Origin of the sequence: Pseudomonas marginalis (assembly GCF_008692035.1) — a bacterium.
Taxonomy (GTDB): Bacteria; Pseudomonadota; Gammaproteobacteria; order Pseudomonadales; family Pseudomonadaceae; genus Aquipseudomonas; species Aquipseudomonas marginalis.
Map to the genome: position 1 here is coordinate 488854 of NZ_VTFG01000001.1, position 26151 is coordinate 515004.

The 26151-nt window shown below is 53.2% G+C and carries 22 protein-coding genes and 2 pseudogenes; 17 read left to right on the plus strand and 7 right to left on the minus strand.

All coding sequences use genetic code 11. The annotated features are described in order from the left end of the window. Positions 1–4: 4 nt before the first annotated feature. The 3 genes from FX984_RS01965 (at position 5) to FX984_RS01975 (ending at position 4747) form a co-directional block, all read left to right on the plus strand. The gene (locus FX984_RS01965; RefSeq protein WP_146476374.1) at positions 5–913 is read left to right on the plus strand and encodes a hypothetical protein; all 909 of its coding nucleotides are present in this window, start codon (positions 5–7) and stop codon (positions 911–913) included. A gap of 211 nt (positions 914–1124) precedes the next feature. Further along, positions 1125–3080, plus strand: coding sequence for an ATP-dependent nuclease (locus tag FX984_RS01970; RefSeq protein ID WP_146476373.1), 1956 nt, complete (start codon positions 1125–1127; stop codon positions 3078–3080). Beyond that, entirely contained in the window at positions 3077–4747 is a 1671-nt protein-coding gene (locus FX984_RS01975; protein ID WP_146476372.1) for an ATP-dependent helicase, read from the plus strand. The genes FX984_RS01970 and FX984_RS01975 overlap by 4 nt, the downstream gene beginning before the upstream one ends. A gap of 44 nt (positions 4748–4791) precedes the next feature. Here FX984_RS01975 and FX984_RS01980 read toward each other — a convergent pair whose 3' ends face one another. Further along, a complete protein-coding gene (locus tag FX984_RS01980; protein ID WP_146476371.1) occupies positions 4792–5400 on the minus strand; it encodes a hypothetical protein in 609 nt (202 codons plus the stop codon). 122 nt (positions 5401–5522) lie between these two features. Next, positions 5523–5776: pseudogene (locus FX984_RS01985) on the minus strand (DDE-type integrase/transposase/recombinase); the annotation flags it as partial. Positions 5777–6098: 322 nt separating this feature from the next. Here FX984_RS01985 and FX984_RS01990 point away from each other — a divergent pair. Beyond that, a complete protein-coding gene (locus FX984_RS01990; RefSeq protein ID WP_146476370.1) occupies positions 6099–6764 on the plus strand; it encodes a hypothetical protein in 666 nt (221 codons plus the stop codon). Positions 6765–7204: 440 nt separating this feature from the next. Then, on the plus strand, positions 7205–7489 hold the full coding sequence (locus FX984_RS01995; protein ID WP_146476369.1) for a hypothetical protein: 285 nt from the start codon (positions 7205–7207) through the stop codon (positions 7487–7489). A 71-nt stretch (positions 7490–7560) separates the two neighbouring features. Here the strand turns inward: FX984_RS01995 and FX984_RS02000 are convergent, their stop codons facing one another. Next, on the minus strand, positions 7561–7935 hold the full coding sequence (locus tag FX984_RS02000; protein ID WP_223841587.1) for a helix-turn-helix domain-containing protein: 375 nt from the start codon (positions 7933–7935) through the stop codon (positions 7561–7563). A 304-nt stretch (positions 7936–8239) separates the two neighbouring features. On the opposite strand from FX984_RS02000, the gene FX984_RS02005 reads away from it, so the two are divergent. From FX984_RS02005 to FX984_RS02040, 8 genes and pseudogenes are all read left to right on the plus strand, one after another. After that, positions 8240–8974: a metallophosphoesterase family protein gene (locus FX984_RS02005; protein WP_146476495.1), complete on the plus strand. Its 735-nt coding sequence runs from the start codon at positions 8240–8242 to the stop codon at positions 8972–8974. Continuing rightward, positions 8974–9297 (plus strand): hypothetical protein, encoded by a 324-nt coding sequence (locus FX984_RS02010; RefSeq protein ID WP_146476367.1) that lies wholly within the window; start codon positions 8974–8976, stop codon positions 9295–9297. Before FX984_RS02005 ends, FX984_RS02010 begins: the two co-directional genes overlap by 1 nt. 175 nt (positions 9298–9472) lie before the next feature. Beyond that, positions 9473–9970, plus strand: a complete 498-nt coding sequence (locus FX984_RS02015; protein WP_146476366.1) for a hypothetical protein — start codon at positions 9473–9475, stop codon at positions 9968–9970. Positions 9971–10029: 59 nt separating this feature from the next. Then, positions 10030–10656: an HAD family hydrolase gene (locus tag FX984_RS02020; RefSeq protein ID WP_146476365.1), complete on the plus strand. Its 627-nt coding sequence runs from the start codon at positions 10030–10032 to the stop codon at positions 10654–10656. Between the two features lie 367 nt (positions 10657–11023). Then, entirely contained in the window at positions 11024–11494 is a 471-nt protein-coding gene (locus FX984_RS02025) for a hypothetical protein (protein WP_104443845.1), read from the plus strand. A gap of 109 nt (positions 11495–11603) precedes the next feature. After that, on the plus strand, positions 11604–12752 hold the full coding sequence (locus FX984_RS02030) for a hypothetical protein (protein WP_146476364.1): 1149 nt from the start codon (positions 11604–11606) through the stop codon (positions 12750–12752). A gap of 137 nt (positions 12753–12889) precedes the next feature. Then, complete coding sequence (locus FX984_RS02035; protein ID WP_146476363.1) at positions 12890–14104, plus strand: hypothetical protein; 1215 nt, start codon at positions 12890–12892, stop codon at positions 14102–14104. A gap of 322 nt (positions 14105–14426) precedes the next feature. Next, positions 14427–14651 (plus strand): annotated as a pseudogene (locus FX984_RS02040) (cation:dicarboxylate symporter family transporter); the annotation flags it as partial. 124 nt (positions 14652–14775) lie between these two features. On the opposite strand, the gene FX984_RS02045 reads toward FX984_RS02040, so the two are convergent. The 4 genes from FX984_RS02045 to FX984_RS02065 form a co-directional block, all read right to left on the minus strand. Next, the gene (locus tag FX984_RS02045; RefSeq protein ID WP_204950462.1) at positions 14776–17742 is read right to left on the minus strand and encodes a TrlF family AAA-like ATPase; all 2967 of its coding nucleotides are present in this window, start codon (positions 17740–17742) and stop codon (positions 14776–14778) included. Positions 17743–18331: 589 nt separating this feature from the next. Further along, entirely contained in the window at positions 18332–19141 is an 810-nt protein-coding gene (locus FX984_RS02055) for a hypothetical protein (RefSeq protein WP_146476362.1), read from the minus strand. A 313-nt stretch (positions 19142–19454) separates the two neighbouring features. Further along, positions 19455–19847 (minus strand): hypothetical protein, encoded by a 393-nt coding sequence (locus tag FX984_RS02060; protein ID WP_146476361.1) that lies wholly within the window; start codon positions 19845–19847, stop codon positions 19455–19457. A gap of 86 nt (positions 19848–19933) precedes the next feature. Next, positions 19934–20875 carry a tyrosine-type recombinase/integrase gene (locus FX984_RS02065; protein WP_186511842.1) on the minus strand — a complete coding sequence of 314 codons (942 nt, stop codon included), beginning with the start codon at positions 20873–20875 and terminating at the stop codon, positions 19934–19936. Between the two features lie 205 nt (positions 20876–21080). Between FX984_RS02065 and FX984_RS02070 the strand changes: the two genes are divergently transcribed. The 4 genes from FX984_RS02070 to FX984_RS02085 all read left to right on the plus strand — a co-directional run bounded on the left by FX984_RS02070 (position 21081) and on the right by FX984_RS02085 (position 26118). Continuing rightward, positions 21081–22088: a DNA-binding protein gene (locus FX984_RS02070; protein WP_146476359.1), complete on the plus strand. Its 1008-nt coding sequence runs from the start codon at positions 21081–21083 to the stop codon at positions 22086–22088. Positions 22089–22348: 260 nt separating this feature from the next. Next, positions 22349–23533, plus strand: a complete 1185-nt coding sequence (locus tag FX984_RS02075; RefSeq protein WP_186511840.1) for an ABC-three component system protein — start codon at positions 22349–22351, stop codon at positions 23531–23533. 96 nt (positions 23534–23629) lie between these two features. Next, positions 23630–24142, plus strand: coding sequence for a three component ABC system middle component (locus tag FX984_RS02080; RefSeq protein ID WP_146476357.1), 513 nt, complete (start codon positions 23630–23632; stop codon positions 24140–24142). Continuing rightward, complete coding sequence (locus FX984_RS02085; RefSeq protein WP_146476356.1) at positions 24142–26118, plus strand: DUF3732 domain-containing protein; 1977 nt, start codon at positions 24142–24144, stop codon at positions 26116–26118. Before FX984_RS02080 ends, FX984_RS02085 begins: the two co-directional genes overlap by 1 nt. Positions 26119–26151 lie beyond the last annotated feature (33 nt).

Genomic DNA, 26151 nt, shown 5'->3' on the forward strand with positions numbered 1-26151 from the left:
AGCAATGGTCACAGGCAAGTCAATCAATAGCGTCAACAGAATCATCGCGCACTCGCATGGTGCTCGCGAGATGCTATTTGTGATTGAGCGAGACAAAATCGATCAAGACGTTCAGATGCGACTGGCGATTGCTCACCTCGAAAAAGACGGTGATTCGATCCTTCCTGCGGTGATTGGAAAAATCAGCGAATTCAATGCTCGCGGCAAAGAGATTAAACGGCGAGATCTCCCGCTAATCAAAAAATCAGTGCCGCAATACCGGAGCTGGAAAGACTGGCATGGTCAAGAGCACAGCGGTGTGCAGATTCGAACAATGGATGTATATCCCATCGACTTTGTTCGCCCGCCCATGGAGCACCTTTTTCTAAGCGTCATCGATGGGAAGGAGTACATCGTGACTCGCCGGGTGGAAGTCAATGAGCCGCCCGCAGTGCTTGTTCACCTGGCAAACCTCATGCTCGAATTTTTCCACGAATTTGAGATCTTCGACGTTGAGCGTCAGCGCATAGCGAAGGTGCAGGCACGTCAGTTGCAGTGGGATTTGCTCCCCCCTGGTAAATACCCTTGGAAGAGCGCTGAAGCCATCGTAAGACCCTATCTGGCCGGTCTGCGGGCGTCAGAGCAGGGAGTGATCGAACACAGGATCAGAGAGATCACTCGGTTCGAGCCTGATTTTTTCGCGACGGGCCGAGGGGGATATCAAGGCTACTTCGTCTTTGGTTTTTCCAAGCGTGGGATTTATCTCCTTGAGAGCTCACATTTGGATAACGCCACCTATAAGTTTGGTGAGGATTGGGAGGTTCTATCGACACTGACCAAGGACGAGATCATTAATGGCGATCACGACCATCAACGTTTCATCCACGATAAAACCTGGGGGCGCAAGATCCGCCAGATACTCGCATACGCTTAGCGGCAGACGACCTTTTGTCATGTCCTACAAAGAATAAGCCCCCGAGCCGTCGTAATAGCCTCGGGGCCATTGGCTGCTGTATGTGCTCAATCGCGTCGGTACTGGTCGCGCGATCGCGCCAGAAATGTACCGCTGGATTGATTGAGCTTCTGATTGGGATTGGGGCGTGTTCCCTCCCGTACCGCTGACCTCACATGGAAAGGATTCTACTTTGAAGCTTCAGTTCGTTCGCATCTGTGGTTTTCAGTCGTTTGGTGCGGAACCAGTCACCGTTGATTTGGCCGACCTCACATTTCTGATTGGGCCCAACGGCTCCGGCAAGACAGCGACTCTCCAAGCGCTTTGTCGCCTCTTTTCGTTTGACCCCAATCAGCGGCGATTGCGTAAATCGGATTTCTTCGTCCCGCATGATGAGACGCAGGCGCCAGATCAGCGAGCGCTATGGATCGAGGCCGAGTTCACCTTTCCCGAACTCAGCGACGACGAGAACGAACACCCGACGATTCCAACGCACTTTGGGCACATGCGCCTCGATACCCCGGATGGTGTGCCTCGGGTCAGATACCGCTTGGATGCGACCATTGGCATTGACGATGAAATCGAGCAGAGCCTCGTGTACGTCTTGGACGTGGATGAAGATGACGCTCCCGTCGACACCGCCCCGGTGCCCAGGGACGAGCGAAACTTCATCCAGGTTCACTACCTTCCGGCTCGCCGAGATCCTGCTGATCACATCGCCTATGGCGCGAACGCCTTGCTGGGGCGTCTGCTGCGCGCCGTAAACTGGTCGGAGCAGCGCGAGACGATCCAGCAGCTCACCACGGATATTTCCCAGAGCCTGACTCAGAATGAATCGGTGCTCAGCCTTAGCGCCGGCCTGACCAAGACTTGGAAAGAGCTCCACAAGGGCCAGTTTTTCACGCAGCCGAGCGTGACATTCATGGCCAACGAAATCGAGTCGCTGCTGCGCCATCTTTCGGTGTCCTTCTCCCCAGGCCATGGCGAGCAGTTGGTCGATTTTTCACGGCTCAGCGATGGCCAAAAATCGATGCTCTACCTCTCGCTGGTTTTGTCCTCCCAAGCCGTCGGGCGAGCGGTGCTGCATGGCAATGACGACTCCTTTGACGCTGAAAAGCTGCGTCCTGCGGTGTTCACCATCGTTGCGTTGGAAGAGCCTGAGAACAGCCTGTCGCCTCATTATCTGGGGCGAATCGTGTCATCCCTCAAAGGGTTGGTTGGCGATTCTCAATTTGCCGACGCCCAGGCATTAATTGCGACTCATGCGCCTTCGATGCTCCGGCGCGTAGATCCTTCAGCCATCAGGTATCTGAGGTTGGACGAGTCACGCTGCACGGTGGTGACGAAGATTCGAATGCCACCTAATAAGAAGGGGGAGGCCTACAAGTTTGTGAGGGAGGCCGTTCAGGCCTATCCAGAGGTCTATTTTTCCCGCCTGGTCATCTTGGGGGAGGGCGACAGTGAGGAGATAGTCCTGCCCCGGCTGCTCGCAGCGAAGAATCTGCAAGTCGACGAAGCAGCCATTACCATCGCGCCGCTGGGTGGTCGCCATATCAATCACTTCTGGAGGCTGCTCAGTGGCCTCAAGATCCCTTACGTCACATTGTTAGATCTGGATGTGGCGCGCTTCGGCGGGGGATGGGGCCGTATCAAATACGTCGCGACGGAGCTGAATAAGCATCGCCCAAGTGATCTGTACTTGTCAGATGATGAAGTCAAAGGCCTGCCAAATTGGAACGATCCCGATATCAAGATTCTGGAAATCGAAAAAAAACACGGATACGTATCCTACATCGCCGAGCTAGAGCCTCTGGGGGTGTTTTTCTCAGCGCCGATGGATCTGGATTTTTCGATGCTAAAGGCTTATCCGCACGCCTATGGTTTGCCCCCTGAAGCCCTAGTTGTCCCGAAACTGCCTCAGGTCAAATCAGTGCTCGGAGATAGCCACCATGATCGCCTTCAATACTCCCTCAAGGAGCGTAAGCACTTCATCGCTTACCACAAGCTTTTCAAGCTCGATAGCAAGCCCAAATCGCATATCGAAGCGCTTTCAAGACTGACAGATGACCAACTGCGCGCGGCTATGCCAGCTTCCTTAGATCGACTAGCAGACTTTGTCATCGCCAAGATCGAAGGGCTATCGGAATGATTTCGCCGGAGGATTGGAAGCCCTCCGAAGGCATTGTTTTAGAGCCAAATGCGGAGGCAGCCGTAAGGGAGGTCAGACGGTGCGTGGCGCTGACTGCTGGCCCGGGCGCCGGTAAGTCTGAACTGCTTGCCCAGCGCGCTGACTTCCTGCTGACCACGGGGGCATGCCGTTATCCGAGGAGGATATTGGCCATTGCCTTCAAGGTGGATGCGAGCAATAACCTCAAAGAGCGGGTGTGGCGGCGATGTGGGCCCGACTACGCCAGCCGGTTCGACAGCTACACGTTCCATGGCTTCGCGAAGCGAATTATCGAGCGATTTCGGCCTGTTCTCACCGGCGACGATGCGTTGGATGCCGGCTTTCGAGTGGTACCCAGGGGGAAGGCCCACCCTGACCAGACTGAATTCGGTCTGCTGATTCCGTTGGCTCTGAAGATCCTCGACGTCTATCCCATGGCAGTGAATGCCATCAGGCAAACCTACAGTGATGTGTTTCTCGATGAATTTCAGGACTGCACGGAGGAGCAGTACGCGCTGGTCAACAAGATTTTTGGTGGTTCGGCGCGCCGTATCACTGCGGTAGGGGATGTGAAACAGAAAATCATGGGCTGGGCCGGCGCGCTCGACGGCGTATTCGGAAAGTTTGAAGCGGATTTTGCAGCCAACCATCTCAACATCTACCGCAATTTTCGCTCGCAACCTCAGCTTCTCAGGCTGCAGAATGACCTCATCAAAGTGCTCGATCCTGGTTCTGAAATGCCCGCAGGGCTCTTGGGCGGTGAGGGCGGCGAGATCCTGCTTCATTCTTTCAAAGACTGCACCGACGAGGCCTTCAGTCTTGCCGATCAGGTCAACACTTGGATCAACGTCGAGGGTGTGGCGCCCTCCGAAATTGCGGTCTTGGTCAGGAGTTATCCTGAGGCCTACACCGTCCGGTTGACCTCTGCGCTTGAAGTGCTTGGTATCACCTATCGCAACGAAAATCAGATGCAGGATATCACCACCGAGCCCATTGCCTTGGTCGTCGTGGACTTCCTGCTGTGCCTTTATGGTTCGCGGGAGCCGAAAGCCTGGACGCGGTTGTTGAGGCGGATCATTCCAGCCGATGACGACGACCATGGGGGCTCAGTGCGAAACGATTGGCACAGGTTCATCAAGGAAGCACGCAAGACTGCTGCCGAAGATCTCGCCGCAAAAAACTATGCCCAGAGGTGGACGCTACTAAAAGAGTTTCTGTCCATGGTGGGTGTGAGCCTGCTGACGGGCCTTTCCCATGATTACGAGTCGCGTGATCGTTTGAAGGAGGTCATCCGTGATCTCAAGAAACATATTGATGCTGCACTAGACCAGGAGCCTGACCTGCTCAAGGCCCTTGCCCAGCTGTCTGATGACCAGTCAATCCGCATCTTGACCGTTCACAAGAGCAAGGGCCTTGAGTTTGATTCGGTCATATTGCTAGGTCTGGAGAAAGAGGCCTATTGGGGCAATGACACCCATGAAGTTCGATGCACTTTCTTCGTGGGTATTTCCCGCGCCAAGAGGCGTCTTGTGGTCACAACGGCTAAGACAAGAGACAAGCTTGCCGACATAAGCAGTTGGAAAACCGTGCGTAGGCCACATGAAGAGTTTCTTGGCTACGTTGAGAAATGGCAAGCACCTGCGTGGTGACTGCGAAGTACACACGAGAGATGGAGCCCCCAGTTCCAACGTCTTCAAGTGAAAAATATGACCCGTTGCGAGAGCCCACTCTGGATCAGATACTCATCTCCTACAAGTTGCGGATGATAGCTCGGGTGCCCCGGAAAGTCGGCAGGGTGTCCTGCGACCGCTCGACCTTTGAGATCAGGCATGTCTAGCAAGGTGCCAAGCGTTGTTAGCAGTGTGAAATCCAATACTTCACAAGTGGGCAGCGTAAGCCAGGCATGTAGATTAATATGTGCGAGTGGCTGCTTGTTCCTAGCCAACCGTTTTAGTTCCGCCACCTCCGTGTGAAAGATAGGCCCTTTTCCGTCTTCTTGCACATATCCCAGTGTGTAGAACAAAGGAACACCAAGCAGTTCTTGGAGAGGCTCCTGCAGGCTACATGTGACCTGGAAGCACTTCTGGGAGAAGTCCTCATAGCCACAGCCGTCTAGCTCAGAAATCCAACACTCTTGAATCAGGGGCATCACATCTTCGGTCAGGAGCCGCCCCGGCAGAGCTGTAAAGGCTGGTGGGTTTAGCTTCCATTTCTTTGTGCGAAGTAGGCTGGCATTAAATTCCTGCTCGTAGCCAGTTGCTTGGGTGGTTTTTTGCCAAAATAATCTGGAGAGAAATGTCACGTGTAATCCTTTGCGGTGTATGCAATAGCCGATAGTCATATACTCTGTAACCGATCGGCGTTCTAGTGCTTTATGTGGTACGTACTGCGTTTCCTACTTCCGTGAGTGGCACGGCCTTAGAGCTTCAAGCTGTGAAACACACGCTCCATCGGCGCATTGTTCCAACAGTTGCCACGACGGCTCATGCTTTCGCGTATACGGTAACGCCAGAGACGTTGGCAAAACTGATGGCTGTCATATTGCGACCCTTGATCCGAGTGGAACAGCAGCCCTTTAGCCTGCCACGCTATTCGTAAGCCATGCCCAATGCCTTGATAACCAGATCCCCACTCGACTTTTTCGACAGCGCCAAGCCTTCCACTCGGCGCGCCACGATACTGCGGCTATGGAATCTGTCTTTGTCGGTGTCAGCTGCACGGATCGAGCTTCGGCTCTATATAGATCTACTGGTGCAGACCGTACCAATTCAACCACGGACAAGCCCCAGCTCAGGCCGAGGAAAAATTTAGAGTCGTGTCCGATCCGAGAATAGTTGACCACTACAATGAGAAGCAGGTCTCTGAAAATAGTTGAAGTAGTGGCTATTTGCCCTTAGTATTGCTAGATTCAGGATGGTCTTTGCTGGTGACTTTTAGTCAAAGAGCTCAAAGCGTTGCTGGAACGGAATAATCTGAATCGTCGAGCAGTTAAGAATTAATATGGCTAGTGATATCTGGAGTCTGATACTCAATGTTGTGGCATCATTCATTTATGCAGGAATTATGTCTCTCTGGGGGGGGAGAAGGAGGCGGTCTATCCAGAAACCTATCTCAAGCCAGAATGCAACGACAGCTGAGACAATTGAACCAATCGCACCTGCTGGAATTATGGAGACAGACCGACGATTGAATAATCGTCAAAAGGCTGATGAAGCAGCGTACAAATTCGTTTTCTATCTAGTGACATTTGGAATGCTCTACCTGTCAATTTCTACTCCGCCAGTATTTAAGGCGCTATTTTCGAGTAAAGATATTTACCTAAGCAGCGCCCGCTTTATTGGAGAGTATCTACCTGAGATTCCTGTTGCTAAAACTAATCTCCAGCTTGCTTTTTTTCTGATTTCAGCACTGCTCTATGTTCCTTTGCTTCTTGTTTCTGAGTTTTTAGCTGAATTGATCGCGCCGCTGGTCGATTCCTTCAAAGAGGTGACGGATCGCATTTTTGTAGCCATAACAATGCTAGTGTCAGTTTTGCTCTGTATTCCAGTGGCAGCGTTTTCTGTCTGGTTGTTTTTTGACAAAACCTATGCGGACTCTCTTTTGAGTGTTTTGTTTTTTGCGGCGCTCCCATTCATTTTTCAACAGGCGCAATCAGGGCGTCGCTAAACGTACCTATTTTGGGACGTTAGTCATTAGACTTAATGGATGTATTCTCAATTCACTGCAAGCTAAATTCGACATTGCCAGCAGACCATAACGAAGTACAGCCACCGATCTCAATTCACATTTGATGTTATAGGCTGGGCTACCGACATTTCGGCGCTGCTAAGAGCCCTTGCGGATGCTCCTGCTTGTCCGGAGCGTCTGCAGGATAGACTGAAACGTCACGCGGGTTGGCTCATCGATACGCTTTCATGGATTCCAGAAGACAAGAATTCTGTGACCTTTGTTGAGAACTTCGCGCTAACCGAATGCCTGTTCGAGGCAGCGTTGGAAAGCCTAAGGCGTGGCGATGATGACCTCCATACCAAGTCCAGCAGACTCTTGTTAGGGTGGGGGAAAAAGGTGGTAGGCCCGAAACCGGGTGGGAGATTCTGGAGTCTGTTGTGAAAGGGCTGACAGCTTTGGCACTCGTCGATGAAGCCGAGGGCAGTTTGATCAAACTAAAGGTCGAGTTCTGCGCGATGCTCGCCAGCGAGGGAGCTCCTTCTCAAGAAATACGTCAACGAGTGGCTGGTCGCTTAACCGAACGCGCTCATAGTCTCCGAGGCGATTACGGATTTCGTTCCATCGATCGTGTTCTGGGTCAGAAAGCGCCGAATCGCGTGCATGAGTTGCTGCTTGAGGTAGCGCAAGTTTTAGCCGGTGAGCCGCTGCCGACGGGGCCATAAAAGGTAGCATCCTGCGTAGTTGCTAGTGCTGCCCAGATGATCACGCGTACCTACTCCAAGCGTGTGGACGCTTAATGGTCTTCTTTCCACAATCTGCTAACCCTCGACTTGTCGAGCCCCAACAGTTCCGCCGTCTCTTTCTGACTTTTTCCTTCAGCCTTGTACTTGAGCACTGCCTGTCGATTGGCCTCCCCAGATCGGATACGGGGATGCACGGAGTGAAGCTTGCCGTCCTCGAACTCATGATGGAGCTTATCGAGCACGCCCAGCTTTTCGAGCTTCGCGATCTCGACTGCCACTCCTTTCAGGAATTCCTTGGGTGTTTGGTGACGCGCATAGGACGAAGCAACCGCCAGTAGAGCGACAAGATCAATGTCGAGTACTGAGGAAAATTCTTCCATCGTTGACAGGGTGGGATTGCTCTTGGCGTGCTCAATGTTACTCATTTGCCGAGCCTCGACTCGACCATGGAAATCTTCTTGGGACAGGTTCCGAGCTGCGCGTGACAGCCTCAAGACTGCGGCTAACGGTTCTCTCAGCGACATTTGGAGCACCCAAAGCCGAGGATAAAGCCATATTGCGCAGTTGTTCTCCATGCAATATAGTGCGCACAAGGCAACTGGAGTCGCCTAACCATTCATGCTGGGCAAGATGGGGCGCCCTCGCTCATTACGTTGGAGTGCGCTAGTGCTTGCCGCGCTTATAGATCCGGCCTCAGTCAATTTACCGCTAAATCCTCAAGGCCAGCGTTTGCGAATCAGAATTTATTCAGACCTCCACGCCGAGTTCCACCGTTTCGCCCCCCCATCCCTCGATGCGGGGGTTGACCTGGTGATCCTCGCCGGCGACATCAACAAGAAGGCCAGGGGCGTCCAGTGGGCCAACGATACCTTCGCCTGCCACGTCGCGTATATCGCAGGGAACCATGAGTACTACGACGGTCACATCGATCGCACCCTGCAAAAAATGAAGGGCGCTGCGGCCGGCCATGTCCACGTGCTAGAGAATGAAGCACTCATACTGGGTGACGTCAGGATCTTGGGTACTACTGCGTGGACTGACTACAGCGTCACAGGGGATTTGTTAGCGGCCAGCAACGCTGCCAGGCAAGGCATGAACGACTTCAAGTACATCAGGGCAGACTCGAACTACAGGCGATTGAGACTGGACGACTTGGTTACCCGGAATCACATCGCCCGGGACTGGCTCACCCAAGAGCTTGCTCGACCGTTTGACGGCAAAACGGTAGTAGTGACCCATCACTCACCATCCCCTGTGGTGATTGGTGAGCAGCATGATGGGCATCTTACTGCAGCGTACACCAACGACTGGCCGCGTTTGATCGAGAAGGCCCATGTGTGGGTGTTCGGTCACACGCATGAGGCTACAGATGTTGAGCTAGCCGGCTGCAGGGTGGTCTCGAACCCAGGTGGCTACCCTGGAGAGAGCACTGGTTTTGACCCTTACTTCGAGATCCAAATCTAATGGCCACTTCGGCGATGAAGCACTTTTTTGACCACGCCGTCGAGCCGATAGAGCTCGATCGGGATCTTCCCTCGGAGGTCATTCAGGCGCGGGGCATTTCCTGGGGTATGGTGGTCGACGCTTACCTTGTCAACGCAGCAAGGGTAGGGCAGAGCTATGCGGCGCTCGTTTACAACGATCAGTCAAACGTGAGCTCGAATGGAATGACGGTTGCTACCCCTCCACTTCAGCTGGTTGAGACAAGGGCGGGGTTCAAGCTAATGCGCAGCCTAAGTGGCAAAGACTACTACGTTATCGCTAGCGAGCTCAGCGAGCCGCAGTGAGCATCCAATTGGGTTGACTCACTCAGCCTAAAGGCCGCTTTCAAGCTGTAGTACTTGGCAAGGCGCGGCGAGTACCTTGGGTTTAGAGCTTTATATATCCCGCTGACCAATCCGCTGGACGACTTCGTGTGCGCTCGTATTCACGTAGCACTTCAAAGTGCACTAAGGAAAATGCATGTCTGATCTGAAAAAAATTGAGCTCACTGTCAAGAACTACAATGTTAAAAACTCTGCTGACATTGATACGCTCTATAGCCAAGTTCGGTGCGAAGACAGTGAAGGAAAAACTTTCTATTTCAAAGAAGTTTGCATGTTGGACTACTTGAAAAGGCACGGGGCGATTGTTACTGACAAGCCTCGTACGTGGTACTACAAGCATTTGAACAAGAAAACCATCGTTCTAGTGGCGTTCCAAAAGGCAGATGGAAAGGTTGAGTATGACCTTGATCACCTGAGACAGGTTGCTAAATCCAGCATTCTTAAAGGGATTGTTTTCGCGGTAGCGGCAATTCCTGCGGGTTTGATCATCGCAACAGCGACTTTTGGTATCGGGCTGCTGTTTACGCCTGTGTGCCTCTTCTATGCATACAGAAGTCTCTTTAAAATCCCCCGGATGCTGCGCCGGGATACGCTGGTAAACGAGCTCGCCGCGCTTGGAGTGATTGTACAGTAGCTGTCAAGCTGGACTGCTGCGATGCAGAGCCAAGGCCGCGTGTCGATGAGGAGCAATAAATGACAGCAGTAATTTTTGATCTCTTCGTTACGCTTTTAGAGATTCGAAACCGGCAGAACCCCTTTCGACGGCTCCTCCGCCTAGGCTCACAGCAGGGACGCGCCGCTTCCCCTGGAGATTTGCGCTGGATTATCACCAACGCCTGTGGGTTGCAGGAGGCTGCTGATTTTTTTGGAATCAAACTTTCCTCCACTCAACTCACTGAGCTCCAGAGCTGCCTAGAGCTCGAACTTGAATCGATCACACTCTTTGAGGATGCGCTGCCGGCGCTCGCTCTGCTGCGACACCACCAAATAAAAATTGGCGTTTGCTCGAACTTGGGTGGCCCGTATTGCCCGTTAGCCCGGAATTTGCTGCCGGGGCTCGATGGCTATGCGCTCAGTGCCGAGGTTGGGCTGATGAAGCCTGATGTGGCCATGTACCAACACATCTGCACCCAGCTCAATGTTGCACCCAGCCAACTCCCAGGATCGCCTCACGTCTTGATGATCGGAGACTCCCGGCGATGTGATGCTGATGGCCCCCGAGTAGCCGGCATCGAAGGTTACCATCTGGATCGTAGTGGGGCGGGTCGCTTTTGTGACCTGCTTGAGTTTGTTACAGGTATCAACACCAGCAGAGGTTGATGCCCACAGCCAGCGGTTCTGCACCTAGCCCTTTCTGATAGGTCTCCGCATCCCCAAAATGGCCATTTTGGTCTCGTGCCTGGCTCATCTTGATGCCCATAGATGTACGTCCTGGTAACGCCTCACTTTGTTCAAGGCCGGCCACGCGAGTTGGTTGAGTGGTCGCAAGCCATTACGTCATCGGGTGGTGTATTCCACCAATCAGTTCGGCGTTTCGCCCCTCGGGCGGCTTCGCTGCTTTGACCTCCAAAGGATTCGAAGGCTGAAGTGGCGCGTGGCTTGTTCCTGTGTGCTCAGCCAGTGACTGCGCGCCCAAGCTCGTAGAGTTATTCTTCACCCTTGTGCTCAGGCCGTTCGAGAGGGTGCTATGCGTAAAGGTGAGATACCGACCGAGCTCTCATTGCTCGCGTTTGACTTCTTCTACTGGTTTTCACGATTTGAGTTCTGTCTCAAAGAAAACGGTTACCTAAAATCCGAAATCCCTGGGCAGAAAGCTGAACCAGGTTGGGACAAATTTGTAGAGCGCCATGCCGAAACCTACGTGCTGACCGCTGAAGCGGCAGAGCTGCTTGCCGCTCCACCTGATCGGCAAGTGGTTGGGGCCGGGTTGGTTTTGGAGTGGGCACCAGTTGGATTTCAAGACTGTAGATCTGACCTAGCAAAGGTTGTCCGAACGGTGAAAACAGTTCGCAACAATCTATTCCATGGTGGCAAGCATGGCGCCGCTGGCTGGGATAGCCCTCAGCGTACGCAGTCTCTCCTCACATCGAGTGCAGCTGTGCTAGAGGGTTTGGTGGAGCTCGGTGATTTCCGAGGCGACTACGAAAGGTTTTATTGACCTGTGATCATCAGCAGTGGCGAGTGAGCCAGCTCCACCCTTAGCGCAGTAGGCGAAATGTGGTTAAGCTCGAGCATGATGGATCAACCCTCGCGTGAATGGAGTCGCCATGCCCTTAACCGTTTTTTCCGCATCCCGCCGGATGGAATTGGACGTTCAGCAGCTATTAACACAGCTAGGGGCTGAGACTGGTTATGTCATGCCGTCGAAGAGTACGCCCATTCCGGAAAGCTGGAAGGTGCATTGTTCGACGGATCTCGAGTGCCCCTCGTGCTTCTGCATAGGTGCGGAGGTTGTAAGGGCGAGCAAGTCCAAGGTCGATGGTCACGATGTGCGGCAGGCCTACTTCCGGTTCCCTCAAAGCGATAGTTCAGCAGGACACCATCCATTCTGTGACTTTTCGGGCAATGTCTCAGCTGCGTTCATCCCGGAAAACCTTGTCCAGTTTTCGTCTGCGAAGGATGGCGTCTCCAGGGTTGTACGGGAGCTCGTATGCAAAGGCATTCAGCTAGAGATATTCACGCAGTGGGATATTCGGCGGATGCGCGAGTGGTTCTTCCAGACCAAGCTACAGTCGCAGTTCACCATTACCCTGGATCCCAAAGTGCCTGGATGGCTGGATGGACTGCATCGTCATGCCTCATGGTCACAAGATTTGGATGCTGTGCCTATTGAGCTGACGACAGAGGTGCTGGGCATTCCCGGTTTTAATTTCGAGGCAGCAGCAACGCGAGAGGTTTCTCAGCGCCATCGCGCTACGCTAGACATCATCCGGGAGAAACGCCTGTACCCAGGTGCAATGGTTGAGCGCCTCGAAAAGCTGGCCACTGACTACCATGGAAAATCGGTCTATGACCCCACCGCTCTGCAAAACCACTTCCAGCTTACTAACCGGCTTGCAGCATTCATGTGCTCAAACCATAGCTCGTTGAGACGATTGTCGAAAGCTCACTACCCCTTGAATGGGCTGAAAAATGTCAAACCGCTGTTGGCGTTTTCGGCACTGCTATTGTTCATTTCCGACTGGCAGCTGGACGCTGCGGTCAGCCGATTTGCGCAAATTGCCTCGAGTAAGCTACAGGCGGATGAAACGTTAGGCAATGTGATGGGGCTTAACCCTTTCCATGACTTCGCGGCATGGGCCATGTTGAAAAGCATCCAGGATTTGCCTCCAATCCAGATCCCCCCTCTGAGCGTCAAAGAGGAAATCGCTTTCAAGGTTGCCGAATTGAAGAGGCAAGCGGGGACGTCGAACTAAACCATACCCGGATAACATCCTCGAGGCTTTCGCTACCAACATCTAAGCGACATGGCTGCTGCCAGGGATCCTGCTCGAGGTGGCACCATGATATCGTCGCACTCCATCATCATGTGCAAACGACTGGAGACGGCCAAATGTGGTTCCACGGAATTAAGGATGTTCCACGTTACGAACTTTACAAATTGAAACAAGTCCGAACGAAGGCTTCATGGGATAAACCCGTTATTCCAACTGGGCCACCGCTAGCTATTGATCCAACGCTTTTTATTTATGCGTCAACCCGCGCATCAATACTCGGGCAAAAAATTGGACTAAGAGGTCAGCTGGCTGGACGAGCGCTGGGCGCAGCTGCTTTATGCTATCTGACACCTAATCTCTACAGTCCGGGCGCAAAGGTTACTAATAAGATTTTTCTTCATCACAATTTTAATTATACCAAAGACTTCATTGGTTCCAGTATAAAAGGAACAATCGGAGCAGCCTTGGCTTACTTGGAGATGCAAGATCTAGGATACGCATGGTGCGGTCATTGGGAGGACTGTACAACTCCCGCAGTTTTGATCACAAGCTCCGCAGCATCGACGTCGAAGGCTTCCGGCTCAGCCAAAGCTAAAACCAAAGCACCCGCGCCTGACTTTGTGTTTGCTTCCTCGAGCAACGTATGTTTAGTCGATGCTAAGGGGTCTGTTCGAACGATGAAGGAAGTGCGACAGATCGCCAAGAATGAGTGGAAGCGTCAAATCTACTCAAACAGACTAGTAAAGTTAGCTGGCGGTGGCACGGCTACCGAGGGGCGCATTATCGCGGCCTCGTTGGCAAATCCGAATGGTGTCGGCCTAGTAACCGCGCACGGACGATTTCTAGGCTCTTCTCTTCCTCCGGGCACTGGGCATTCGAGCCGAGTGAGCACTACCAGCAAAGCGATAAAAACTGTTCAGAAAATCAATTTCACCAACGCTTTCTATCTCTTAGGTTTAAACGCTATGGCCAACCATTTCATTGGTGGCCCTCTGGGGCTAGCGAGAGCCGAAATGGATGCTGCTCGGCGAAGTGCAGTAGATATCGATGATCTAGGTTCCGTGTACACAGGCAAACGACGAATTGTCGATTTGGGCGATCAAGGTGCTTGGACAATGCAGCCGTTCTGTAGGCTCGACGTGCTGGAGGAGGCCTTAGAAAACCTGGTTTCTGATAACGCTCCGGCAGTTGCTGAGACCCCGGCGATGCTGGCCCCGCCCCCTGACAATGCGAAAAGCTCCGGAGACGGAAAGGTAGTTTCAGCTAGCCAGGTGATATTCCAAAGTCGTGATGGGGTCGGAGCAATATTCGAGCGTGTGGCGGGTACCTGATCCGCGACACGGCGGACTTAATGTTCGCAACGACGTTGCTTGGGACTCATCATCTCATTCATCCTCCCAATTCGGCCGAAAAGGAAGCTTAGCCGGCAAACTCAGTAAACTTTACGGGTTAGGTCGTGCGCCCCTATAGGGACTACACACATGGTATAGGCAGACAAAGAATGAAGATTTTTTCCTCCCATGACATTTTATCCGTCATGAACTGGGGGAGTGCCATTGAAGCCCTACGTGAAGCCCACGCGGGCCAGCGGCCAAGTGGTGATAGCTATTTCATAGGCGACGCTTCCTACGAGTTGTTCAGTCGAGATGTTTTATTTCAGGGGTACCGCGTGCTTCGCTGATCGTGATTGCGGCCACCCTGACTCACTTCGGACTGCCCGAGGAAGGCATTCTCTTAGTCATGGCCATTGATACGTTCCTGGACATGGGCAGGTCTGCGACCAATGCCGTGGGCAATTCGATCGCATGCGCTGTCGTAGCCAAATGGGAAGGAGAGCTTGGAACGAATGAGGTTGGAAAGAGGCAGATGCACGCGTAGCTCCAGAAATTCTAGTGCCAGACCAACAGGTGCCTCAGCGCTCAACAGCAGTGTAAGCAATTGATCCAGTGCAGCCGCCCGGATATCCAGGCGGCTTATTGGCGGAAAACCTACTGCGCCGCTATTATCGTGAAAGCCTTACCCGAAGCCTTCTCGCGCGTTCCTTGAACGCGGTCTCTCCACCCTCCAAGATCTCGCAGACTCGGTCGCGTATAGCTCGATCCTCTAGGCCTCCCGATGTGTAAGTAATGGGTGGAAGCTCACCGAGCGCATGAGGCCCACACTCTGCAATAATTATTTGATCGGCGTCGGTATTGACCACCAAGTTAGCATTGTGTGTCACTATGATTACTTGACGAGTGGCTTTCGCCTCCATGAACAATGGAACCAAATCATTATAAATAGACTTTGGATCAAGATTTTCCTCTGGCTGATCGATGATCAGTGGGCGACTGTCATTTTCGTCCAAGGAAAGATAAAGAAGGAGTAGCACTATCCCTCGAGTGCCTGGGGATAGTTTCTGGATCTCGATCCCATCATAGTGAATGGCATACCTGATCGATATGTGATCTGTTCCATATAGCCATTTCGCCAGTTTTTTTGTCCATTTACGATATTCAGTCAGGTCTGTTGATGCTACGGGCGCATGCTCGAGCAATTGCGCTTGAAAGCTGGACATGAAGGCCTTGAGCGCACCCAGGACATCTTCATCACTGCCGGTCTTCCATGGGGTGTACAGGGTTTCCTGCACCTTTTCACGGAGCGAACCCTTGCCGCGGAATGGCCCTTTCTTAGTAAGATTCAGAAGCCCTTCGCCTTCATCCGCCCACGCGTCGATGTCTACAGTGCGAGTAACCATGAAGGACAGCTTGCTGAGCGTGCCCTCTGAGTTGTCCAGCCGCTCTTTAATGGGAGAGTAGAGCTCGTTGAGCACCGTTTCTTCGGACACAAGGGCAGAAAAGACGTCTTTGTACGTCGTATAGCGCTCAGCTACCAACTGCTCCAAGCGGGATGCTGCGCCTTGGTGATCCACGAGCTTTTCTGTACTCGCCCTGAGCAGCTCCGTTTCCGTCTTTATTTTCTGGGATATCTCCCTGAATCTCGTGGCAGTGTCTTTGTCCACGCTGACGAGCTGCTGGAGTCTACCCATTTCTGCCTCAAGCAGCGCTAGCGTTTGCTTTTCAAGCTCTGCCGAATCCTCGAGGTAAGGGGTATTCAAGTCCTCGATAACTGGAGGAGGGGTGCCGACCCAGGCATCTCTATTCTTGCGGGCGCTAATCAGCCTGGCGCTTAGGATTTCAACCACGTTCCCGTTAAAGTCCCTGTAGAACGCGCTCCAGTCATCACCCTCAATCCCGCTTGACGCATGCTTGGATTGCATCGCTCGCAGGTCGTTAGGCGCAACAACACCTTTGATGTTTCTGATTTCATCCTGCATGAGCAGGAACTGTTGCTCTTGAGTTTTGTAGTATCTGATGTAGCCGCTCACCTTTTCTGAGGCTTTGGTGAGAGCCTCCAAACGCTCGACTCTCGCCTCCGCTCCTTTAGCCACCAATCTGCTTCGGTCGGCAGTCAGCCGCTTCACAAGCGCCTCTTTCTCTTGGGCTTGGGTTTGCAGCTGTGGCACTAGACTACGCTTTTCGAGCTCCGTATTGATGCGTTCGGAAAGGATTTCCAATGATTCCTCAGCACGTCGACGACCCTCTCTATGGCGCTCCGAGCGGAGGTCTCTCAAATCAGTGAAACTGACGGCGCCTTCTCGTTCCAAGGTAGAGTGAGACTCATAGATGACCCGCTCAACCTCCATAAGCAAGCCGTCAGTCATACCGTCTGCGGAGCACAGTTCCTCAACAAATTGTTGAGAGAGGTACCTCGCGCGGGGATAAACGTAGTCATCGACCTCGATCTGCCCGAGCGACGTTGAGTGCGTGTCGCCGTTGCACCAGAAGACTTCAACCGAAGCATCTCGTAAGTGTTCCTCGGCTCTTCGTAGAAATGAGTGACCGGTGATGGTACTACCATGAGCATCACAGCCCGCAGCGAGCACGTCGGCTAAGGCCGTCTTTCCTGAGCCTCGCGCACCGATTACTGCGATTAGGCCTGGGTTCAGTTCCAGGCTAGGGGTGATGAGCCACGGAGCGTTCTTGATCTCGATCTTTGAAAGAACTTCTGAAGAGTTTCCGTGGGGTGGAGGTTCCTCGCCTACGAAGGCTCGGCCTTCTGGATCGATGCACGCCTGGCGGAGGGTATCAAACGAAGCCGTGCCCTTCAGCCAACTGTAACGCTTCCCGTCTGGCGCAGCTGCTTTAGATGTCTGGTGCGCATCGCTACCGTGCAAGCAAGGCTTTAAACCATCGTACCTGCGGATGATCTCCTCACCCGAAACACCTTTTCGACCGAGCCAGTAGTCCCGCTGGTTTGGATTCGACGCGAAGATTACATGCGCAAAGCGTTCGATCTCCTGGCGAAGTACTTCATCGGCACCGTCCTGAAGCGCAGCGGTACCATCATTCTGCTTCCCAGCCACCCCGAAAATCAGATTCTGCTGCGCCCATTGGCTTTGCTTGTACTTTTCCCTCAATTGCTGGAAGGAAACCTTGAATCGTTCCGCCCCGTGACGCGTTGCCGCGTGGTCGTCAGTCAACTCAGGCTTGGACTTCCGGCCTAGCCGTTTCATCTCGCTCGGGGTACATGGGAACTCATCATCGAATGCCTTGAACGTCAGTGAGGCCAGAAACCGCTCAAGTTCTTCAAGGTGGTTTGGATCATCAGGACACACCAGCAGGTGGGCATTTACCCAAGACTTTGCGGTGCCGGCGTCGAGGCGCAGTTCGACGTTGGGGAAGATAAGGTCGCAGTTAGGCAGTCTGCCTGCACGTTTGTGGTCTTTCACCTGCCGGTAGGTATCAAGCAGGTAATAGTCAGTCACCGCGATTGCGCTCAGGGTGGGCGTCGCCTCTTCTAGAGCCTTGAGGTAACCACCCCAATCGCCTTTGAACTGATCGTTGAATAACGTTCCTGGGGCGTGTAGATGGGGATCCCATCTCAACCAACGGGAGCCAGAGGATAGAGGCATCGGTGTGTTCTGCATACGGACGTCCTGGTACCAATATGTGGAAGGGTGGATACTCAATTGAACAACGCCATCGAAATGCCACTATTTTGAATCTGCTGGCATGTGTCAAGACGAAACAAATGGGGCGGTACAATTCCTGTTGAGCTGGCCAAAAAGCTTAGAATTTTTTGGAGCAAACACAAAAAAGGCATGCCCTGGGGCATGCCTTCTCGATTCAGTGGCTCTGGTAGGCATAATCAACCATCGCATCTGCCAGGACTTCATGTCTTTGACCCAGATGTCTGGTTGGTGAGGAGTGCCGCCGAACGGGCGATTCCGACGATCGATGAATGCGCTGCGCATGCCAGCAGCCTTGGCGCCTCAGCAGTCGAATGCATGGTTGGCAACGAACAGCACTTCGTCCATTGGACACCCACTTTTGCACGTGATATCCATCCTGAGAGGGGGTGAGTGCGCCAATGATGCCACTGCGTCACGCCCAGTAAAAGCACCGACGGCTGTCAGGAATGATCTTGGTCAGCCTGATTCCCCCTGCAAGAAGTGATGATCTTGCAAGGGATGTAGCTCATCGGGCTCATTCCGTGACGGAAAGATGTCTCGATACCTAGTTGCAGGCCCCCTCGGCACGAGCGGATTGAAGCACGCGGTCGCTCGTTGCCTTGATTCTCGAGGCCGTGGAGCGCTCAAATGGATCCTGTGGGTTAGGGTTAGCTACAACCGGCGAGCCCAAGGAGAACACACGTACCGCTAAGTTTTGGCTGGGGTCTTTAGGCCAAGTGTTCATTTTATAGACCGTAGGCTTCGAACACACCAAATTCATCTGCGCCGGGGCGGATGCTGTGCCTGGGGCGCTCATGGGCGAAGGGCGTTCATCCTCGTAGATTACCGCGGCAAACCACCCGCTTTCACTGCGGCGGGTTTGGGGCTGAGAGTTGAGATTAAATCGCACCGGTACATCTATGTCCTTGGGCAGGCTTACCAGCACTGCAGAAGTCTGCTCCCCAATAGAAGACTCGGATGCTAGTGTCACCCATACTCGAGGCGAGTCACGTTGCCCAGAGTTCCTCAGAACCACAGTGGCGGTAAACTCCGGCGGTTGCTCTTGACGGCTGTCCAATGTGACGGCAGAGATGGTCGTCTCCCCCGACAAAACTGAAATAGAGGGATGACCCATCGCGATCTGGTCGTTGTAGACCTTTTGGGCGAAAGCCTGCGACGCTGAAGACACACTATTGGCGGTAAGCGCCGCTTCCCATGTGAAGAATGCTGCCACCGTAGACCCTGCTGTCGCGACCAGCGTGAGGATGCTGAGAGCCCACTGGCTAGCCAGTTGCTGACCGACCCATTGGAACGCGTCCGCGATCCTGCCCCCAAAATCGTTAAGGTGATCCTCAGGGGTAAGCTTACTGGCCATATAATTTCTCTCCACGTGATGATTCTATGGGTTTATCGTCACGGGGGTAAGATTCTTTAAGTTATTGATAAAAAAGGTTTATTTCAGGTGATAACCGTGAAATTCGAGATTCAGCGTTAGGCAATCTGAATGCGTCGACGAAATACCCCGCCTTGAGAGATCAACCCGCGCAGGCTTAAGGTTTCGCCTAAACGGGTTGCAACAGCTCTTCTGCTGATCGTGGTAAGGGCAGACGTTTCGCAGATTCAGCCACAAGCGACGGGTGCGATTTGATCATCGCTGACCATCTCGCAGGCAGCATACGAACACTTGCTCATGCATCGGGGTGGATGTATCGGATGGTGATACGTACATTCGCCCAATCCTTCCTCATCTCATTCAGCACTTCGTGGCGCGCGTTGTTGAGATGCCACCGGACATCACCCCTGGGTTGGTGGGCGATTATCTTTTTGAGATTCAACTCGCCAGCCTCAATTGCTTTTGCAAAGACTGGGATCTCAAGATCGTTGGCCAGTATCTGAGTTTGAAGCTCTCTCAGAGCTGTGGCACCAAGGCGCCGAATGCTTTCGTTGGTGGTCGCATACTCTGGATCATATTTCAGTAGTTCAGCTTCTCGAGCATACGAAACGAGAAACCACATCCTTTGATCGTAAGCTTTCAACAATTCACGAAGCTTTTTACGGTTTTCAGGCGCGAGCCTCACCATGCAACCTCCTCAGGCAACCATTAGATCGACACAAAAGTGTTTATTGGCGTGAGGGCGATCACGACCACGTGGTTGCTCTCTCGTGATCAGCCTTCAAGCTTTCTAATAAGCACGCCAAACTGCTGCGCAGGCTCGACATAACGCAGCGCGGACTTCATGTCACTCCAGCCGACGTACTCCATTAGCGTTTTGATGTCCCAGCCTGAGCTTGCAGCCCAGGTGGCAAATCCTCGGCGGATCGAATGAGCACTGTAGATCTCCGACGGCAAGCCACACCGTTCTAGGGTGTCGCGTAGGAGGGGTATCAAGCTGTGCGCCGCGAGAGGCCGATCGCTGATGTTTCCCCAGCGATCAATTCCCCGGAACACCCCGCCGCGAGTTAGGCCTGCAGTTTCGATCCAGTTCAGATACGCCTCCACCGGGCAGAGCTTGCTCAGCGATGGCGTCTTGTACTCACGGCCGATGTTTTGACGGTCTCCTTTACTCGAGCCCAGATAAAACTTAATCCCGACGTACCGCTCTGCATACGTGTTCTCGATCGTGAGCCTGGCTAGTTCATCTCCGCGGAATCCCCTCCAAAAGCCAATGGTGAGCAAGGCAATGTCGCGGGTCGCTTTGAGAACGGCGACCATGTCGCCGGCGGCCCTTGCCTGAGCAACCTCATCCTTTAGGTGGGCCACTGCTTTTTCGAGGTGCAGTAGCGCCAGAGGAGCTGCTTGCTTCTGCTGCACGGGATGTACCGCCCGGATGCCTTTCAACAACTGCCTGACCTTGGGGGCTTTAGTGGGGTCGGGGAAGCCGTTGCTTTGATGCCAGTTTGCGAGCGCAGCCAAGCGTTGCTTCAGCGTGCTCAGCGCCAACTGGTCGGCGTATTCAGCGATGTAACGCACCACGGACTCAGTGGTGGTGGGCAGGAACCCGCCCCAGGTGACTTCGAAATGGGAGAGGGCGGCAGCATAGCTCTTCGACGTGTTCTGACGAACGCTCGCCTCCAAGTATCTGTCTGCCTTGTTGACCACTTCAACCACCCTATTTACCCATCCCAGCCTTCGGCGGCTCGCCATGACCATTTGTACCGACTTTCAGGCCATTTTACCCCGGCTGCTAGAGCTAACGAGCTATAAACCTCGATTATAGCTTGCCAGTTGTCGACAACTTTCCGGCAAGGTTTGGCATTTTCGTATTATGTAATTGCATGACATGTGACATGACACGAAATAGTCTGGAGGGCGTATGGCACGAGGCGGCGTTAACCTAGCGGTGGTGCAAAAGGCCCGGAACAGCCTGCTAATGCGTGGCGTATATCCCAGCATTGATGCAGTCCGGGTAGAGATCGGAAATACGGGTTCAAAGACCACGATCGCTCGGTATCTAAAGCAGCTGGAATCACCAGGATCAGAAGCGAACCCTCGTGAACGCATGAGCGCCGCGCTGCGCGGGGTCGTCGAAAGCTTGTTGGATCAAGTCCAGGAGGAGGGCGGCCAGGCTTTTCTTGAGGCACGAGCAGAGTTCGAGCATGAGCGTAGGCTATTGGTCTCCCGAGCCAAGGCACTTGAGAGCGAGCTCGATGAACTCAAGCTCCGTTTCAGGGCGCAAGGAGATGTCTTGGCTGCTCAAACTGAAGAGCTCAAAACCACTCAGTCCACACTGCAGGCTGAGATCACGCGCAACGCCAGGCTCAGCCAGAGCTGCACTGATCTAGAGGTGCGGGTTCTAGAGAAGGATGGACAGATCCAGTCCTTGGATCAAAGGCATGCACACGCCCGGGAGGCCCTCGAACACTATCGTGCTTCAGTTAAGGAACAGCGAGACCAGGATCTGAGCCGCCATGAATCCCAGGTCTATCAAATGCAGCAAGAGGTGACCGTCCTCCAGCAGACGCTCATGGTTAAGCAAGAGGAGATCTCGCGTCTGATAAGGGATAACGAGCGCTTCATTGCTGAAAATCGCCAGCATGCCAGGGAAGCCTTGCAACATCGTGAGGCTGTCGAAACCCTGCGGGGCGACCTGAGCATTGCCAATGCTGCTACTGCACGTGCGGAAGGTGCCAAGGAACTGCTCACTCATCAGCTTGAAGCCAAATCAAAAGAGGCCATTGAAGTCCATTCGGTAGGAATAGCAACACAGCAGAGGGTTGAGGAATTACGGGAGCAGCTTGAACAGTGCGAAGCAGAGTTAGAAGTGTTACGTACTTTGAACGCAGCTGGTGAATCGCCTAAAGACCATGAAGGCGGGCGCTAAGCAATTGATGGAGTAAAAATATACTCTTTCTCCGCAGAGGCGTACCCCACTCGTCCGGGCTAAGTGAGGTCATGATGTTGGCGGATTTATCTCGGTTTTTCCGGCGCCCCAAATGCGTTAATATCCTGCCTGCAGTGATGGCAATGTGCGATCTTTTTGGCAAGCTTGGCGTCTTCTGGGCTTCGCGTGCATGCGTACGGTGGCCATGCCTGGCTCGACCTGGGCAAAACGTGCGCAATTTAATAGAAGAGCAGGGATGAATGAATGTGACTGGCTCGGAATCAAACCCAATACCAACCCAGGCTCCTCAACTTAAGTCCAGCCGGCCGGGGTCTTTCTTGGGGTTCTCCCTGCAGTCCACCCGGATGTGTCTGCACCTGTGCGACGCCCTACAGGGCTCTTACGTCGCACTGGAGGTCTTCGATGATACGGATGTCCACCATGCCGACGGCTCTGGCTTACTTGAGCAGGCAAAAAGCGGCTTGGTTACCAACCCCATCAGCAATTTTTCTGTCGACTTATGGAAGACTTTCGCCAATTGGATCGATGTCATTGAGGCAGGCCTAATCGACTTGAGCAAAACCCGCTTTCGTCTGTACGTCCTGCAGAAGAAAGACGGCGAGTTTGCCAACCATCTCCACTTCGCCCACACAAGGACGCTGGTTGATCGAGTCGTGCAGGAGATCCGTGATGCCTATGAGGCGGAAAAGCCCGAGCAGTGCAAACCCTACATTGAAAAATTTCTCGACTACGACGAGGCGAAGCGGGCCGACCTTGTCATGGCCTTCGAGCTCGAAACAGGAAATGACGATCTGATCGGCAGGATTTCGAATTTCTTCGCGCTTACCGTTCCAGATGACAGGCTCGAAGACGCCTGCAACGTTGCCATTGGTTGGGTCAAAAACAACTCCGATGCGCTGATCGCCGCAAGGCGATACCCTGCGCTGTCGCGCAACGCTTTCAAAGACTACATGTCGACGTTCGTTAGTCGAAGCGCCCTGAACCTCCTGAAGACCTATACCGTACCTGCGCCCTCCGAAGACGAAATCGAGGAGTGCCGCCCCTTGGTTTTGACATTGCTTCGTCAGCTAGACCTCATTGACAAGGCAGGGGATGGGTTTGAAGCGGTGTCAGATTTCTTGCAGTCCAAAACGAACAAGGTTCGATGGGGCGAGAAAGGCCTGGTGTGCGACCAGGATTTTGAGGTGTTCCGCAAGACTCTATTCAACAAATGGGAGCTTCTGAATAAGAAGACAAACATGACCTATCCCAGCGCTTCAGAACAGGATAAAGGACAGCTGTTGAAAATGGAGTGCATGGATATATCCGAGCCTCTGGACGGTACTGAGCCCCCAAGGTTCTTCGTGCGCGGAACCTATCAGGAGTTCGCCAACGTGAAGAAAATTGGCTGGCATCCTCGCTACCTGAACCTGCTCGAAGATTGATGGAAGCTTCTGAATCCCGTCAATAAATACTATAACCGCTGGCTGCCCGGCTCCATCTGGAGGCATGCGGCTTGGCTTTGAAACAGGTTGGCCAGGATGGAAACCCCTGAATTCAAAATGTCTCCTCGGCTCAACGACGAGATTTACTTGGTGCAAAATCCTGCCCTTGGGGCGATTCTTATGTGGGAGTTCGTCAAAGGGTATAAGCGGCAATGCACAGGCGCTGGCCCATCGCTGCCGTTCCTATTTCTCGTATTGCCGATAATCTTCAGTGAGCCCCTACGGACGATTATAGGCAAGACCAATTCAACCTCAGGGTTACGGCTCTTCGCCGCCAAATTTTCCAAAGAACAGGAGTTATTGTTATCCATCCAGCGCCGGATGCTAGCGCTGAGACAAACATCGCTTAGCAGCGTGAGCATCGCACTGGACAGTGGCCTGTTAACCCTCGACTGTACCACTGCAGTCGTCAATTACAGCACCAAGCGATACCCGCCCAACATCCCTGACACGGTAAGAGAGTTAGGCAAACACGCAGACAAGCTTGGTGGTTGGTGTGGAGCGCTTTCCATCCAGGAAGTCCAGACCGCCCTACGGATAGGTTTTTGATGAAACTGCAAATTGAAAAACTGATTTTGTGGCCAAAAAATGGTCGCCATTACCGTGAAGTGAAGTTTACACCTGGTGCCGTGAACGTCATCAGCGGCTCCTCTAAGGCGGGCAAGTCCGCGGTCATTCCTATTATCGACTACTGCCTGGCCTCAGAGAAATGTGCGATTCCTGTAGGCACGATCAGGAATACTTGTGCATGGTTTGGACTGCTGGTGGACACGGATGAGGGCATGAAGCTGTTCGCGAGATCTGAGCCGGGCCGCCAGCGCTCCACCGATGATATGTTCGTGCTAGAGGGGCAGAGCATTTCTATCCCAGCCAGGATCGAACGAAAAAACTCCAATCGCAACATCGTTAAAGAGATCCTGAATCGGCTGTCAGGCCTGCCCAACATCGGTTTCGGCGAAGACGTCAAATTCGGATTCAAGAACCGGCCCAGCTTCCGAGACCTGATGGCGTTCACCTTTCAGCCGCAGAACATTGTCGCCAATCCGGATGTCCTCTTCTATAAGGCAGACACGACTGGCCACCGGGAAAAACTGAAAGACATCTTTCCCTTCATCCTAGGTGCTGTCACGCCCCAGACATTGCTGGCGTCTTGGGAAATGAAGGATCTGGAGCGCAGACAAAAACAGCTTCGGTCAGAAATCAAGACACTGGCGGACGCGTCAGCTCGGCTGCGGGGAGAAGCCAATAGCTGGTACTTCCGAGCGCGTGAGTATGGTCTGGTTGGTATCGACTCGGTGCTCTCCGAGGAGTGGCCTGTTGCGGTCGAACAGCTTGCCGCGATTCTGATGAAAACCTCAAGGGATGCTCAACCGAAACTAGAGACAATCCAGGCCTCGATCACCACCATTGGTGAGCTCAAGATCAGGGAAGAAATTATTGCCGCGAATCTATTCGCAGGTCGCCAGAAGCTAAATCAGCTGAGCGGACTGCAGAGAGATGCAGATGCCTACGTTTCTGCCCTAGAAACTATGAAGGATCGCCTGTCTCTCTCGACATGGCTCAAAGGCTTGGTGAAAAAAGAAAATGTGACACCTATCGGTGCACTCGTGTCCCCAACCCTGTCAGCATCGGGTGAACTGGACGCGCTATGCGAGGCCCTCAGCAGCATCGAAGACAGCGCGCGCGTCGCGCCGGTAGTTCCCATATCGATTGAGAGCGAAACGCTACGGCTCCGAAACGCGATGAACGAGGACTCAGATGAACTTGATGCCATCCGCAAAGAGATTAGAGCGATTGAGTTGGTCGACGCGCAAGCCAAAGGACAAGCGTTACGCGAAGCAGACATTGACCGATACCTGGGAAGACTTGAAGAGGCAGTCAAAAATTACAAAGAGGCTCAATTCGATAGCACCCTAGCCAGCGAGTTGGAGAAGGTGGACAAGCGGATGACGGAGCTTGCACCACTAGTGTCCGTGGATTTGATCAGAGCGAACACCCGTAAGATCCTGGATTCCTTGAGTGCTTATTGCGCGAAAATCACCCCGACTCTTGATGCTGAGTGGAAGGACGCGAGGATTGGGCTGTCGATCACGGACTTGGCCATCAAGGTGCGCCATGATGGCCGTGATGACTTCCTTTGGGAAATTGGTAGTGGTGCGAACTGGCTCGCCTACCATGTGGCCATGCTCCTCGCGCTGCAGAAGCTATTTATGGCCAAGAAAGCGGTCGAGCACCCAGTGCCACATTTCCTAGTATTCGATCAGCCCAGCCAAGTCTACTTCCCGGTAAAACGTGCCGCGCAGGTCGAAGAAGAGCATGAGCTCAATGATGAAGACCGAGTTGCGGTGCGTAAGGTCTTCAAGGCATTCGCCGACGCGGTCAATTCGTCTGAAGGACGGCTGCAGATCATCGTGCTCGATCATGCTGACGATGGCGTTTGGGGAAAAATTCCAGGAGTTGTACTGACCGAAGAGTGGCGAGACACCAAGCTGGTGCCTGACTGGTTCAGCCTTCCGCCAGAATAAAACCTCAGGCACTATCCGCGGAGTCTTGCAGAT

What these genes read in the sequence shown, in the direction of transcription:
- FX984_RS02060 (WP_146476361.1), bottom strand. Translation starts at nt 19,847, where the DNA reads ATGGTGAGGCTCGCGCCTGAAAACCGTAAAAAGCTTCGTGAATTGTTG.
- FX984_RS01990 (WP_146476370.1), top strand. Translation starts at nt 6,099, where the DNA reads ATGGCTAGTGATATCTGGAGTCTGATACTCAATGTTGTGGCATCATTC.
- FX984_RS02075 (WP_186511840.1), top strand. Translation starts at nt 22,349, where the DNA reads ATGAATGTGACTGGCTCGGAATCAAACCCAATACCAACCCAGGCTCCT.
- FX984_RS02010 (WP_146476367.1), top strand. Translation starts at nt 8,974, where the DNA reads ATGGCCACTTCGGCGATGAAGCACTTTTTTGACCACGCCGTCGAGCCG.
- FX984_RS02080 (WP_146476357.1), top strand. Translation starts at nt 23,630, where the DNA reads ATGGAAACCCCTGAATTCAAAATGTCTCCTCGGCTCAACGACGAGATT.
- FX984_RS01965 (WP_146476374.1), top strand. Translation starts at nt 5, where the DNA reads ATGGTCACAGGCAAGTCAATCAATAGCGTCAACAGAATCATCGCGCAC.
- FX984_RS02085 (WP_146476356.1), top strand. Translation starts at nt 24,142, where the DNA reads ATGAAACTGCAAATTGAAAAACTGATTTTGTGGCCAAAAAATGGTCGC.
- FX984_RS02030 (WP_146476364.1), top strand. Translation starts at nt 11,604, where the DNA reads ATGCCCTTAACCGTTTTTTCCGCATCCCGCCGGATGGAATTGGACGTT.
- FX984_RS01975 (WP_146476372.1), top strand. Translation starts at nt 3,077, where the DNA reads ATGATTTCGCCGGAGGATTGGAAGCCCTCCGAAGGCATTGTTTTAGAG.
- FX984_RS02045 (WP_204950462.1), bottom strand. Translation starts at nt 17,742, where the DNA reads ATGCAGAACACACCGATGCCTCTATCCTCTGGCTCCCGTTGGTTGAGA.
- FX984_RS02000 (WP_223841587.1), bottom strand. Translation starts at nt 7,935, where the DNA reads ATGAGTAACATTGAGCACGCCAAGAGCAATCCCACCCTGTCAACGATG.
- FX984_RS02070 (WP_146476359.1), top strand. Translation starts at nt 21,081, where the DNA reads ATGGCACGAGGCGGCGTTAACCTAGCGGTGGTGCAAAAGGCCCGGAAC.
- FX984_RS02020 (WP_146476365.1), top strand. Translation starts at nt 10,030, where the DNA reads ATGACAGCAGTAATTTTTGATCTCTTCGTTACGCTTTTAGAGATTCGA.
- FX984_RS02055 (WP_146476362.1), bottom strand. Translation starts at nt 19,141, where the DNA reads ATGGCCAGTAAGCTTACCCCTGAGGATCACCTTAACGATTTTGGGGGC.
- FX984_RS02035 (WP_146476363.1), top strand. Translation starts at nt 12,890, where the DNA reads ATGTGGTTCCACGGAATTAAGGATGTTCCACGTTACGAACTTTACAAA.
- FX984_RS02025 (WP_104443845.1), top strand. Translation starts at nt 11,024, where the DNA reads ATGCGTAAAGGTGAGATACCGACCGAGCTCTCATTGCTCGCGTTTGAC.
- FX984_RS02015 (WP_146476366.1), top strand. Translation starts at nt 9,473, where the DNA reads ATGTCTGATCTGAAAAAAATTGAGCTCACTGTCAAGAACTACAATGTT.